The organism is Streptomyces sp. HmicA12 (assembly GCF_000373565.1).
Classification (GTDB): Bacteria; Actinomycetota; Actinomycetes; order Streptomycetales; family Streptomycetaceae; genus Streptomyces.
Genome location: NZ_KB891852.1, coordinates 89,172 through 102,045, shown reverse-complemented (window position 1 = coordinate 102,045; position 12,874 = coordinate 89,172). Strand labels below are relative to the sequence as shown.

Here is a 12,874-nt window from a genome sequence, read left to right as displayed (position 1 = left end):
CCCCGTCGACGATCACTGGTTCTGGCCCCTTTCGGTGTAGGGGGCGACCCAATCGACCGCAGCTCGGCTTCGACTACGAAGCGAACGCCGATGACCAGCCGCAGCACCGCGGATGCTTCGGCGGCATGGTGCGTGCACCGGAATCAGCCACGCGTTGAACGGATCATCACCGTGAGGCGGGGGGAAGCCGGTGAGGGTTGGCTGTGCCCAATGTCCTCGTACCCCCACGAGCGGTACAGGGCGTGCACCTTCCCGTCCCCAGCCGCCTCGTTGACCATGAGCGTCACGTACGGCTCGGTCCGGTCAGCGAGGAACGCATCATGGATCCGACGCGCTACTCCCGTCCCGCGCCATCCCGGGCGCACCCCGATCTCCTTCAGCGCCACAGCGGGGCGACCCGTGTACTCCTCGCTGGGCGCGGGGTCGGTGCGCTGCCAGTAGCGATCCCCGTCTTCGATTTCATTGCCGTAGGCGTATCCCACCGGATGGCCGTCTTCATAGGCGAGCACCGCGAGGAACCCGGCTTCGGAGCCGTGTCGGTCCAGCCGCTCCCCGAAGGAGGAGATCGAGTAGTTCGCAAGGTGCAACAAGGGTGCCCGGACTTCGGCGTACACGTCGAGCAGGTCGCCGCGGGCGACGTCCAGCTCGGTGAACGACCTGAGTTCGATGGCGGGTGCCGAGGTCATGCTGTGGCCCTCCAGGCGGCGGTCTGCTCGGTCCAAGTTCGTACGCTCTCGCTGCCCGGCGCGGTGGCCCGCAGGGCTGCGGTGAACTCTTGCAGCATGCGCGATACCCGGGCGTGTTGGGTAGCGGCTTCGGCCGAGACCTTCATCGCGGTATGGGTCGCGGTGTCGACATCTCCCTGAGCCAGTTGCGCCTGGGCAAGGCGACTGGTCGCGATGGCACGGGAGCGCTTCATGTGCGGCCGCAAGACGCGCAGGCATTGGTGGGCGTGATACTCAGCGGTGGGCCAATCACCGGCCGCAAGATACGCGGTCAGAGCAAGCGAGTGCAGTTCGGCCTCGTCATAGAAGGCGTGCAGCCAGACGGGCCGGAAGGCGTCCCGGTCGGCGCGCGCCATGGCGGTTTGGGCATGGTCGAAGACGCGCGGCAAACCGCCACGCTCGTGGGCAACGCCCTGGATGGCCATTTGGCGGGCCAGGCCGAGCGAAGCGAACATCGGGTCGCGGCGCGTGATGTGGAGGTTGCGGGCGACGTCGTTGGCCGCACGAGCGTCGGCTGAGCGTCCCATGTGCCGGTAGAGGCTGCCCGCGTGGCTCCAGATACGGAACTTGATGGCCTGATCGCCGGAGAGTTCAGCGAGCGTCTGCGCCTCTTGCATGTGCGCAATGGCGTCTTGGAAGCGGCGCCCGTCGATCGCTGCCCACATCGCTGAGGAGCGGAAGGAGGCGGCGGTGGCGTAGAGAGTGCTGCGTACGCGCTGAGTGGCACTGCCCGCGTTCTGGAGGTTCAGGGCCTGATTGGCGAGGCGGATAGCGCGCTGCTCGATGTCGAGCTGTCCGCCGTGTTGGTGGTCGCTGGCGACCACGGCGGCGAACTTCTCCTGAAGGCGCGTGACGTCCGTCATCCCGATTCTGCGCGTCGAGGCGGTACCTGGGGCGGCGGCAGCCACGACCGCCGAGACCGTGCCGGCGACAAGGGTGCGGCGGTGCATGGGATCCTCCTGCGGTGGAGCTGCCATGGACGCGGCCCGGCTCCGTGGCACGAACCCTAATTCCACAGCCGTCCGCCCAGAGAGTTCTTCCAGCACCCTCCGCGTCGCCGCGCTGGGCCAGCGAGCGCGTCCCGAACGCCACTCCCGGACCTGACGGCCGTCGCACTTCCCCAGCTTGCCAGTAAGGCGCTCCATGCCCGAATTCACCTCCCTGGCGAGGCTGTTGGAGCTGTACCCCTCACCCTTCATCCACGCCTCAAGCGCCTCGTTGCGCGTGGTGTTCATGACCGCACGGTAGACCTACGAGCACACACCGTCACGCAAAGGGATAGTCAAAAGCTCCTATGGGCCACGTCGCAAAACTGCCTACGGCCCCCTAACCACGCGTAGCTGAAGAGGAGTTACCTAATGTGCACGGCGCCGGACAGCAGGCTGGACCATCAGCCACTGACGCCGATCCATACGGGCATCCGGACGAGCAGGAGCACCCCACATGCACCCCTCCCCTGGCAGAGCCGTCACCATGAGCATCGCGGGTCTGGCCGGTCTCGGGAGCCAGCGGAATCGCGTGGCGTCAGCCCCCGTTCGGTGTCTTCTGGCCGATGAGCTGCCGGTGGTCCGCCCGACTCCTGTGGCGATGTCCGTGGACCCGGCCCCCCAATACGTGCGACGGGTGCGCAAGGTAGCGAGGGCCTGGCTGCGGCAGATGTGCCGGATGCCGGAGGGTCGCGTGGAGTCGACGCTCGTGGTGGTCTCCGAACTCCTCACGAACGCGCTCCGGTACGGCAACAGCGCATCCCTGGAGTACCTGAACTGGTCGCCGCAGCCGGGCGTGATCCGCATCGAGATCGGCAACGGAACCACAGCCCCCACCCCCCAGCCCACGCAGGCCGCGCCCCTGGCCGAGTCGGGGCGAGGACTGTTCCTCGTGGACCAACTCGTAACCGAGCTGCGGGGCGAGTGGGACTACTGCGAGGACGGCACGACCGCGTGGGTCTGCGTGCCCATCAACGACGAACACCCCGCGTAGCGGCGGGCACGCGTGGCCACCCCTGCCCTGTCCAGCACGTACACCGAGAGGACGAGCATCATGTGCCGGCACTTCCCGCCGTGCCCCGCGGCCGAGGACCCCGACCGGGAGTTCGCGCAGATCGTTGCGCACCACCCCGAACAGGGATGGAGCCTCTTGTGCAACAAGGTGCTGACCTTCGAGGACACCGGGCTGTTGCTCAACGGCACGTCCATCGCCCCGCGCCGCCCGCTCCCCACGCAGGCCGCGAGCTGATGACCACAGCCACCGCCGCGCGGCCGACCCGCGAACCGCTGCCCCAGCGCGAGGGCGAGTTACACCGCATCATCAACGCGCTCGCCCGCTCCCTCGCCGAGGACGGCCTGAGCGACTCCGTCTACGACGCACTGAACGACGTCCTCGACGCGGCCGAGAACTTCGCCCCCGAACAGTTGCAGCAGATCGGCAACAGGTTCCGCAGCGCGGCCCGGCAGCTCGTCCACACCGCTCCCTACCGGACGACCGTCTACCCCACCGCCCAGATCGCCCGCCTGAAATTGCTGCATGAGGAGCGCCCCGACCCCGACGGCGCACTGTCATACGCCCGTCGCTTTGCCGTCGCGATCAGCGCGCTCCTCGACGAAATGGGAGACGACTGATGCGAACTCCCTCCACCAACCCCCGGCGCGGGGAACCGACTTCACCCATCCCCCGCGGTCAGTCGCAACACCCTCGTGCCGGGTCCCCCCCTCCGCCACAAGCCGACCTCCCACGCCGCGCTGGCCGAACAGCTCGGTCTTCTCCCGAAGTGAGTCCCGCCCCATGGTGAAGCTGGTTCTCCTCGCAGCCCTCGGTGTGATCATCGCCGCTCTGCTGCGGGCTCAGCGCCGCGCGACCAATGCGGCTCCCATGGCACGCCTCCAGGCCGAAGAGAACCGGCGCTTCACGCAGATGCCCCGGGGCCGCCATGAGGCTTGAACCCGCCCCCGTGGCGGAGCAGCAGGGCCTCTGGTGGAAACCCCCACAGGCCCGGTTCCGGCCGACCACCGACGCCCGCCTGAACGCTCTGCGCCACAGCTTCTACGGGGATGCCATCGCCGCGTTGAAGCCCGGGCGGGCCGTCACGGTGACGACATACGTCCTCGCCAGCCCCGGAGTCGACGTGGATGCCACACACGAACTCCTTGGACGGCACGCCCGTGACCGCGGCTGGACGGTCCACCGGGATCGCTTCACCGACACGCCCGTGAACGGTCCGCTGCCGATTCGCCCACAGTTCAACCTCGCGTGCCGGCATGCCGGAGCGGGCTTTGCCACCGGCGTTCTCGCGGTCGGACGCGCGGCCATGCCCAGCACCGACGAAACGTACGAGTCGTACTTGCACTGGCTGCACAGCCGTTGCGCCTTCATTGCCTTCCTGCAACCACAACCCGGGGGATCGCCATGGGACGCCCAGTAGCTCCGTACGTCACCGTGTGGCCTGGGGAGAGAACCCTCCCGGCGGACCTGCAGCTCACGGCGGCAGGCGTCTCATATAAGGACGCGGCCGCGCGCGACCTGGACCCGCCCGGACACCGGCGGCGCGCCCCAGACGAACACGCTGGTCCGCTACGGCTCCCCCACCTCCCCTTCATCGTCGCCCACGAAGCCGTGCGCGAGCTGAGACGCACCACCGTGGAAGCGCTGACCGCAGCCACCCCCTGATTCTGTCCGGTGGCCCGGCGCCGAACGGGCCTTGGCCATCGGACAGGCACAACCCCCGGCGCGGAGGTTTCCCCCAAGCCCCGCGCCGGGCCTGGACCGGATCGACCTGGAGGAAACGATGAGCAGTCCTGCGTTCCTGGGCGCCGTGCCGCTGCCCGACCTGGTGCACCAACTGCTGTCCCAGACCCGAGAACCGAGCGAAGTCCCCGACATCGACCTGGACGCGGCCGACAGCTGGGTGCGCCCGCTTGCCCGGTTTCTGTCGACGTGGCTGGACGGGCGCTCCTGCGTGGACGGTCCCGCATTCCTCCACAGCGGGTATGCCTACCTCCCGCTCCCCGACGTCGTGGGCCAGTACCTGCGGGTGTCGTACAGCAGCACCCGGCAGATGTGGCCTATCACGTCCGCGTCCGCGCTGCTCACTCTGTCGGGCACAGCGGAGTTCGAGATGTACGCGTCGGAGGACGACGTCCCCGCCGGCCGACCTCAGTACGCCCGACTCCTGGGCCCCGGGGACGTCCTCGCGGCTCACGTAGACACGCTGTGCTCGCTGCGGAGCCTGCGCGACACCGCCCAGGTCCTCGTGATGCGCAGCCCCGAGCCGAACACTGCTCAACGCCTCCTCCAAGACGATCAGGCCGTCTACGTGGCCCGAGCCCGAAGCCTTGTGGAGGCCGCACGATGACCTGGCTAGACGACTTCCTGGCCGAGGACCGCAGCGACGTCCGCGACGTACAGCGCGTGGCTCGCGTCGTCCTGGACCGCCTGAGCAAAGACCGCGGGCTGCTGACCAAGCTCGTCGACGCGATCCCGGACGACCCCGCGCGGATAGCGGCGAGCCGTGTCACGGTCCTGCTGAACCGGCTCTCCCTGTACGAGGCGCACGGCTTCGAGATCCGCCTCAACCTGAACCCACGCGAGGACAACCAGCTCGTACCGCACGACCACTGTTACACGTTCGCCACCCGCATCCTGCGCGGCGGCTACGTGCACGTCGTACGGCGTCGCACGAACGGGTGGGAGGGACCATTCGGCGGGGACGACGTCGAACCCGCCATCGTCACGGTGGAACGCCCCGGAAGCACGTACACGCTGGGCCACTCGATGGTGCACCAAGCCGTGATGAAGCCCGACACCGTCACCCTGTTCATGCGCGGCCCCCGCTGCAAGGAGACCTCCCACGCGGTCGAGGAACTGATGCCGCCGGTCTCATCCTGGCCCACGGCCGAAGGCCCGGGCGCGGGGCCCGTCGACTCCCGCTCGGCAACGTTGGACGAGTACCACGCGATGCGCACCTACCTCTCCGAGCGCTCCCTCATCGACTGATCTTCGCCGTAGTCCCCGGCGCGGCAGGGCCGTGACGCGAGAGGCTACGCAGCACCACTGGCACCACACGAGGAGCACCACATGAGCACCATCCTGACGACCGATCACCCGGCGTGGCACGAAACGGAAAACGGGCGCGCGCGGGCCGTGCGCGCCGGATCCGGCGTGTGGGTCGTCACCCTGGACCGCGACGGCCTGCACACGAAGTGCGTGCACGGAGCTGAAGACGAGAAGCCCGAGTTCGTGGCCACCGACCCGGCCGCGCTCCCCGCCAAGGCGCCGTCCGCCCTGCGGGACGGGCTGACCGCACTTGGTGTCACCCGGCGTCTGGCGAACCCGTGGCTGTGGGACGCGATCACGACCGCGATCCTGCGCCAGGTCGTGCGCGCCGACCAGGCCCGCAAGCTCTACCGGAAGTGGTGCGAGCAGTACGGCACCACGGTCGAGGGCCCGCACGGCACACTCACCGTCGCCCCCACCCACGAGCAGGTCCTGGAGCTGAGTGACGATCAGTTCGAGGACATCGGCGCGAAGTTCCACCGCTCCGCACTGCAGGCCGCCGCTTCGCTCTACGCAGGGCACTACCGGCAGTGGCAGCATATGGACGCTGCCGACCTGGTCGAAGCCCTCGTGAGCATTCCCCGCATCGGCCCGTGGACCGCGGCCGCCGCCGCGTGTGACTACACCGGCGACTTCGCGATCTACCCCCACGACGATCTGGCCGTGCGCACCTGGGCCGCCCAGATCGCGACCGCCTACCCGTGGCCCGACAAGAAGGACAAAGGCTTCGGGCCTCTGTGGACCGGCTGGGCCGGTGCCGATCGCACCGCCCTGCACACCCTGACGCTCTCCACCCTCACCTGGGGCTCACACGCCCGCGCTGATCTGGAGGACCCATGCGGCACTTAGGACTCATCTCAGGCGCCGACACGAGCGGCCGCCTTGACGCCCTGTTCGTCAACGCGCCGCTGCGCGACTACGGGCTGAGGCCACGCACCAACGACTACACCCTCCCCGTCCTCGGCATGGCGTACATCGCGACCTACGCCCAGCGCTGCGGCTTCAACGTCGGCGTACTCGACGCCGAAGCCCACGGCCTGGGCATCAAGCAGACAGCCGAGATCGTCAACGAGATCGGCCCCCGGTGGGCGGCGATGAACCTCCTTGCCCCCACCTACGAGATGTCGGCCCGCATCGCCGAGCACCTGGACCCCGGCATCGCGCTGATGGTCGGCGGACACCACGCCAAGGCCATGCCCGACCGGATCCTCAAGGACCCGCGGATGCGCAGCCTGCGCGCCCTGGTCCTCGGCGAGGGCGAACTGCGCGTCGCTGAACTCCTCAAGGACGAGCGGCGGCGCGCGGACCTGCCCAACATCCTGTGGCGCGACCCGCTCCTCGGCACCCACAATCTGGGCCGCGGAGACCCCAAGGAGTCGGCTCGCCTCCTCGGCCCCGACATCAACGCCCTCCCGTACGTGAACCGGGCGTTCCTGCCCCAGGACCCCTACCGGGCCGCCCCGACCCCGACCGACCGGCGCATCGCGCAGTCCCGGGGCGGTGACTGGCTGACGACCGCGGCCCGCGACGGGCACATGGAGGCCAACATCGTCGGAAGCCGCGGCTGCCCCTACAACTGCACCTTCTGCGGCGCCGCGTGGAGCGCCAACAAGGACGTCAAGATCCGCGTCCGCAGCCCCCAGAACATCATCGGAGAGCTGGACGAGCTGCACGACGAGTACGGCGTTACCTGCTTCCGGTTCGTCGACGATCTGTTCCTCGGCGTCCGCGACGTCATCCACGAGCACATGCGGGCCTTCGCCGAGCAGCGGATCGGTGAGCGCTACGTGTGGGATGCCACCGGCCGCATCAACGTGCTGGACCGCCTCTCCGACAGCGACCTGGACGTCCTGGTCGGCAACGGACTGCGCGAGGTCGCACTCGGCATCGAGTCCGGCAGCGACAGCATCCTCGATGCGATGGACAAGCGGATCACCGCCGAGATGACCGAACGCGTCGCCCACCGCCTCATGCGCCACGGCATCGGCGTGAAGGGGTACTTCATCCTCGGATTCCCCGGCGAGACCCGCGAAGACCTGGACGCGACGGTGCAGCACATCCGGAACCTGTGGGACATCGCCGACCGGAACCCGGGCGATCTGCGGGCGTCCGTGTTCGAGTTCCGGCCATACCCCGGCACCCCCGTATGGGAGACGCTCACCGCCGCCGGCCACGACCCCGACACTCTCCTCGCGTACGGCGACGTCGACCTCACCGCGGACGGCGCCGACGAGTCGATGCGGCAGCGCGACGAGTTCAACTTCTCCGTCGGCATCCAGTTCGGCGGGGTGCCCCTCGGTGACATCCGCTCCACGCTCGCCATGCTCACCCGCGAGCAGCACCAGCGGAACCAGCCGACCGCGGAGGCCGCCGCGTGACGCGCGGGTTCTTCGTCACCGTCGACGGCCCCAGCGGCGTCGGGAAGTCCACGACGATCAACGCGCTGCGGCGCCTCCTGGAAGACCAGGGCCGGGACGTGCTGCTGACGACGGAGCCGCCCAGGACGACCCTGGGCGCCTTCACCCGGCAGAACGCGGGCACGCTCCACGGGCTCTCCCTGGCCTGCCTGGTCGCGGCCGCCCGCTACGAGCACATCGACACCGTCATCACCGCGGCGATGGAGGACGGCCGCCTCCTCATATCCGACCGGTACATCGCCTCAACACTCGTCCTGCAGCGTCTCGACGGCGTGCCGCTGGACTTCCTGCTCGCCCTGAACCAGCACGCCCCGAACCCCGATTTGGCGGTCATCCTCACCGCGAGCCCGGACACGATCGCCGAGCGCATCGCGGCGGCCGGCATCACCCACCGCTTCCGCGGAGACCCCAAAGGGCCAGACCAGGAAGTGGAGCTGTACGCACAGGCCGCGGAACTCCTGGAGCAGCGCGGCGTCGACGTACTGCGCGTCAACTCCTCAGCCATCACCCCTTCGGCGGTCGCAGGCCGAATCGCTGAAGCAATCCTGCATCGGCGGCTACCGTCGGTGCCCTCACAAGCCCTCCCAACCCCCCGGGAATCATGAGTAACGACGAACTGGCACACCCGGTCATCGACACGCACGTGATCGTCCGCGACGGTGACAAGATTCTTCTCTCGCAGCGCGGCGGCCCGTACGGAAGGGGGCGCTGGCACATGCCCTCCGGGAAGCTCGACAAGGGCGAGAAGTTCACCGTCGGCGCCGCCCGCGAGCTGTACGAGGAGACCGGCCTGACGGTCCTCCCTGCCCACCTGGAACTCGTTCAGATCGTCCACCACCGGCAGGACGACGAGATGACCCGCATCGGCTTTTTCTTCGAGGCCACCGACTGGACGGGCGACCCCGTCAACCGGGAGCCTGCCAAGTGCCAGGCACTTGAGTGGTTCACCGTGCACGAACTGCCTGACGACATCATCGAGTATCCAGAGGCAGGGCTACGCGGCTACCTGGATGGCACAGGCCCGCTCGCAGAGCACAACTGGGCGTAACAGCTCACCCTCAAGATCGGTTTTGCATAGTCGCGCAAGATCGATCTTGAGGCACTTCTCGGGGCGCGACCCGTCACGCGGCCTCGCAGCGGCCTTCGTTAACCGGGAACCGGACAGACCCCACCATTACTCGAACGGAGAACACGTTGACCACGTTCGCCGACCCCACTGAACTGCGCAACGCTCTCGTGCAGCGACTCATCGATGCCGGGCACCTGCGCACCCCGGGCGTCATCGATGCGTTCCGTTCCATGCCGCGTCACGAGTTCCTTCCCGGGTTCGACGTGCGCCAGGCGTACAAGGAGGACGCCGTTCACACCAAGTACAACGAGCACGGCGAGATGATCTCCTGCATCTCCGCGCCCGCGGTAGTCGCCATCCAGCTCGAACAGCTTGGTCTACAGCCGGGCCTCACGGTCTTAGAGGCCGGGGCTGCCACCGGCTACAACGCCAGCCTCCTGGGCACCCTCGTTGCGCCCGGTGGCCGCGTGTGGACCCTGGACGTCGACCAGGACTTGGTCGATGGCGCGACCAAGCACCTATCCAACGTCGGGGCATCGAACGTGACAGCTCTCCTCGGCGACGGGGCCCTCGGCCTTCCTGAGCGCGCCCCCTTCGACCGCATCCAGTTCACCGTCGGCGCCGGGGACGTCCCGGTGAAGATCCTCGATCAACTCGCCCCTGGCGGACGTCTAATCCTGCCCATGCGCATCCGCGGCAGCATCTCCCGTTCCTTTGCCTTCGAACGCGATGGCGACACCTGGAAGACCGTCTCCTGCGAGATGTCAACGTTCGTACCGCTGCGCAAGGGCGTCTGCAACGACGTCTACACCGTCGTGCCGATGGCCGGTGAGGGCAACGTGCGTCTGGAGACGTTCAGCGAGCAGGACGTCGACCGCGAGGCCCTGGCCACGGTCTTCGACCAGAAGCGGACCAGGCTCGACACCGGGGTGAAGTTCCGCGGCGCGTTCGCGTGGGAGTGGATCTACCTCTACCTGGCGTGCACGTTGCCCAATGGGCTGTCCCGGCTGCCAGGCCAACGCCCCGGCTTCGCGCCGCACTTCGGCTGGGGCTCCATGGCCGCACTCGACGGCGGCTCCCTCGCGTACCTGACGATCCGAGAGGACGACGACGCCGAGGGCCACTTCTGGGAGATCGGCGTCGTCGGCCACGGCCCGGCCGGTGCGGGCCTGGCCGAGCAGGTCGCCAGCGAGATCCGCGAATGGGAGGCCAGCGGGGGCAACAACGTGCCCGACCCGGAATTCCGCATGGCCGTCGGTGACGCCCGCAAGCACTTGACCGGCGACTCTGGCTTCGCCATCGACAAGCCCTACAGCCGTCTTGTCGTCGACTGGGCGCGCAATGGCTGAGCCCGCAATTCCGCGATAGCCATAAGCATCCCGCTGGTCCGTTGCCGCAAGGAGCAACTCGGCTTTCAGGCTGCCCAGTTGAAGGTCCACAGTCGCCCGAGAACCCCATGCGTCACAGGCGTAGCGGGCATCGGCGATTCGGCCAACCCAACGCCCTCAGGGACGGCCTCAACGCCGCATCTACGTGTTCGACCCCGTACATCTCAAGGCTTCCAGCACGTCCGGAATCGAGCGCGTTCGAATCCCACAGCGCGTCGTTATGCCGTGCACTGCCGAGCCATCCAGGTTCGGCACCGACCCCCCACGGAGGGATGCAGGTGACTTTGACTGACGCCTCGACCACGAACGAGGAGCAGCCACCACCTCCGCCACCTGCGGAGATCCGCTACAGCGGCGAATATTCCATCAACCCTCTGGGCGACGTGTCGTTCCTGCACATGTGCGCCCGACTCCCATCCGTGCTGCGCCGCATCTGCCGCATGGCGTGGCAGCTCGATCGCACAGCCGTGCTCCTCCTCCTGGCGTGCCAGATCGTGACAGGCGCCGCCGCAGCAGTGGGCCTGGCCGCGACGGCCCGGGCGATGCGGCCGATCCTCGGCACCGGCGCAGTGTCCGACCGCATCCATCAGGCACTCCCCGCACTGCTCGTCGTGGCCGGCGCCGCGGCACTCGGGCGACTGTCCAGCGCGGTCGCCTCGTACGGAGACCGCAGGCTCACGCCGCTGCTGACGACATACGCCGACTCCGCGCTGGTCGAGGCCGTGTGCCGTGTGGAGTCTGCGGCCTATGCCGAGGACGGCTTCGCGGACCGGCAGGAAGCCGCGGAGATGGGCGTGGTCCGCACGCACGTGATGGTGAGTGACGCGCAGCGGTTCATGGCCGCGCTGATCAGGATGGTGGCGGCGAGCGGAATCCTCTCCGTGCTGCACTGGGCGATGGTGCCGCTGCTCGTGCTCGCTGTCCTGCCGGCAGGAGTTGGTGCCGTGCTCACCGCCCGCGTCGACTACGAGATGCACTACGCGAATGTCTCGGACCGCAACGTCCGGCACATGATGCGCTGGTGGGCCACCACGCCCAAGCACGGCGACGAGGTCCGCGCCAATGGCATGACCGGCTACCTGCTGTTCTGGTACCGCTCCCTGTCCGAACGGATCGACGGACGCCTCCTGGCCGTCGCCCCACGGACTTTGCGCATCACCCTGCTGTCCGCAGCGGTCGGCGGCCTCTTCCTGCTCCTGACCTGGGCCGCCCTCGCCTGGCTGGCCATCACCGGGCGGATCGAACTCGCCATTGCCGCGACCGCAGTCGTCGCCGTCCAGACCACGCTGGCCGCGCTCTCCCAAGTGGTCATCAACGGGGCAGCCTTGTTCCACACCAGCCTCTACCTCACCGACATGCAGACCTTCCTCGACGACGCCGCCCAACGGGCCCCACAGCGAGGCGAGTTGAATGCAGCGGAAACCGTGGAGGAGGTCCGCGTCGATGACGTCGTGTACCAGTACCCGGGCAAGGACCGCCCGGCCGTGGACGGGGTCACCCTCTCGCTGCGCCGCGGGGAGATCCTGGCCATCGTCGGCGAGAACGGCAGCGGCAAGTCCACACTCCTGCGGCTGATCACCGGTATCTATCTCGCGGACAAGGGACGCGTGCTGTGGAACGGCGCAGACCTCGCCACCCTCAACCAGGAAACGGTCTGGGCCCGGACCGGGCTCGTGCCGCAACTCTTCGCCCAGTGGCCCTTGCGGGTCCGTGAAAACGTCACGCTCGGGCAGCCCCGCACCCGCAACGACGCTCCCATCTGGGAGGCCATCGACGCCGTCGGTATGCGTGAGGCAGTCGAGGCGTTGCCCGACGACATCGAAACGCTGCTCGCCCGCGAAGTCTTCGGCGGTGTCGAACTCTCCGGCGGGCAGTGGCAGCGTTTGGCGTGCTCTCGTGCGATCTACAGGTGCCCTGAACTGCTCATCCTGGATGAGCCGACGTCTCAGATGGACGCCCGGGGTGAGCACCAGATTTTCGAGCGGATCAAACGCGATGCTGCCGACCGCATCACGATCGTGGTGACGCATCAGCTGGAGAACACCCAACTCGCCGACCGAATTCTCGTCATGGACAAGGGCCAGGTCATCGAGCAGGGGCGCTACGAGGACCTGGTCACTGCAGACGGGCTGTTCGCCGAACTCGTCGCCTTGGCCCAAGACCGCTGATCCGGACCCGCGGCACTCACCACACCCAACCGCTCCTGATCTCCGCCTGAAGGTGAAA

At 68.2% G+C, this 12,874-nt stretch carries 15 protein-coding genes; 13 read left to right on the top strand and 2 right to left on the bottom strand.

Annotated elements, in window-relative coordinates:
• Positions 1 to 143: 143 nt before the first annotated feature.
• Together B072_RS0141095 and B072_RS45220 are read right to left on the bottom strand one after the other, a co-directional pair.
• Positions 144 to 686, bottom strand: a complete 543-nt coding sequence (locus B072_RS0141095) for a GNAT family N-acetyltransferase (RefSeq protein ID WP_018535838.1) — start codon at positions 684 to 686, stop codon at positions 144 to 146.
• A complete protein-coding gene (locus B072_RS45220) occupies positions 683 to 1,960 on the bottom strand; it encodes a hypothetical protein (protein WP_026246866.1) in 1,278 nt (425 codons plus the stop codon). The genes B072_RS0141095 and B072_RS45220 overlap by 4 nt, the downstream gene beginning before the upstream one ends.
• Positions 1,961 to 2,168: 208 nt before the next feature.
• Between B072_RS45220 and B072_RS47215 the strand changes: the two genes are divergently transcribed.
• The 13 genes from B072_RS47215 to B072_RS0141025 all read left to right on the top strand — a co-directional run bounded on the left by B072_RS47215 (position 2,169) and on the right by B072_RS0141025 (position 12,816).
• Positions 2,169 to 2,705 carry an ATP-binding protein gene (locus B072_RS47215; RefSeq protein ID WP_078506778.1) on the top strand — a complete coding sequence of 179 codons (537 nt, stop codon included), beginning with the start codon at positions 2,169 to 2,171 and terminating at the stop codon, positions 2,703 to 2,705.
• Positions 2,706 to 2,765: 60 nt separating this feature from the next.
• A complete protein-coding gene (locus B072_RS0141080) occupies positions 2,766 to 2,960 on the top strand; it encodes a DUF5999 family protein (protein WP_026246865.1) in 195 nt (64 codons plus the stop codon).
• Positions 2,960 to 3,343 carry a DUF6415 family natural product biosynthesis protein gene (locus B072_RS45210; RefSeq protein WP_018535833.1) on the top strand — a complete coding sequence of 128 codons (384 nt, stop codon included), beginning with the start codon at positions 2,960 to 2,962 and terminating at the stop codon, positions 3,341 to 3,343. Before B072_RS0141080 ends, B072_RS45210 begins: the two co-directional genes overlap by 1 nt.
• Positions 3,344 to 3,506: 163 nt before the next feature.
• The gene (locus tag B072_RS48510; protein WP_018535832.1) at positions 3,507 to 3,662 is read left to right on the top strand and encodes a hypothetical protein; all 156 of its coding nucleotides are present in this window, start codon (positions 3,507 to 3,509) and stop codon (positions 3,660 to 3,662) included.
• Between the two features lie 10 nt (positions 3,663 to 3,672).
• Entirely contained in the window at positions 3,673 to 4,143 is a 471-nt protein-coding gene (locus B072_RS0141065; RefSeq protein WP_018535831.1) for a hypothetical protein, read from the top strand.
• A gap of 363 nt (positions 4,144 to 4,506) precedes the next feature.
• A complete protein-coding gene (locus B072_RS0141060) occupies positions 4,507 to 5,073 on the top strand; it encodes a hypothetical protein (RefSeq protein WP_018535830.1) in 567 nt (188 codons plus the stop codon).
• Positions 5,070 to 5,714 (top strand): hypothetical protein, encoded by a 645-nt coding sequence (locus tag B072_RS0141055; RefSeq protein ID WP_018535829.1) that lies wholly within the window; start codon positions 5,070 to 5,072, stop codon positions 5,712 to 5,714. Before B072_RS0141060 ends, B072_RS0141055 begins: the two co-directional genes overlap by 4 nt.
• Before the next feature lie 81 nt (positions 5,715 to 5,795).
• The gene (locus tag B072_RS0141050; protein ID WP_018535828.1) at positions 5,796 to 6,623 is read left to right on the top strand and encodes a hypothetical protein; all 828 of its coding nucleotides are present in this window, start codon (positions 5,796 to 5,798) and stop codon (positions 6,621 to 6,623) included.
• Positions 6,611 to 8,152 carry a B12-binding domain-containing radical SAM protein gene (locus B072_RS0141045; protein WP_018535827.1) on the top strand — a complete coding sequence of 514 codons (1,542 nt, stop codon included), beginning with the start codon at positions 6,611 to 6,613 and terminating at the stop codon, positions 8,150 to 8,152. The genes B072_RS0141050 and B072_RS0141045 overlap by 13 nt, the downstream gene beginning before the upstream one ends.
• Positions 8,149 to 8,796 (top strand): dTMP kinase, encoded by a 648-nt coding sequence (gene tmk, locus B072_RS0141040; RefSeq protein ID WP_018535826.1) that lies wholly within the window; start codon positions 8,149 to 8,151, stop codon positions 8,794 to 8,796. The genes B072_RS0141045 and tmk overlap by 4 nt, the downstream gene beginning before the upstream one ends.
• Positions 8,793 to 9,239, top strand: a complete 447-nt coding sequence (locus B072_RS0141035) for an NUDIX hydrolase (protein ID WP_018535825.1) — start codon at positions 8,793 to 8,795, stop codon at positions 9,237 to 9,239. Before tmk ends, B072_RS0141035 begins: the two co-directional genes overlap by 4 nt.
• Before the next feature lie 146 nt (positions 9,240 to 9,385).
• A complete protein-coding gene (fxlM, locus tag B072_RS0141030) occupies positions 9,386 to 10,609 on the top strand; it encodes a methyltransferase, FxLD system (RefSeq protein ID WP_018535824.1) in 1,224 nt (407 codons plus the stop codon).
• A gap of 311 nt (positions 10,610 to 10,920) precedes the next feature.
• On the top strand, positions 10,921 to 12,816 hold the full coding sequence (locus tag B072_RS0141025; RefSeq protein WP_086020464.1) for an ATP-binding cassette domain-containing protein: 1,896 nt from the start codon (positions 10,921 to 10,923) through the stop codon (positions 12,814 to 12,816).
• Positions 12,817 to 12,874: the final 58 nt, after the last annotated feature.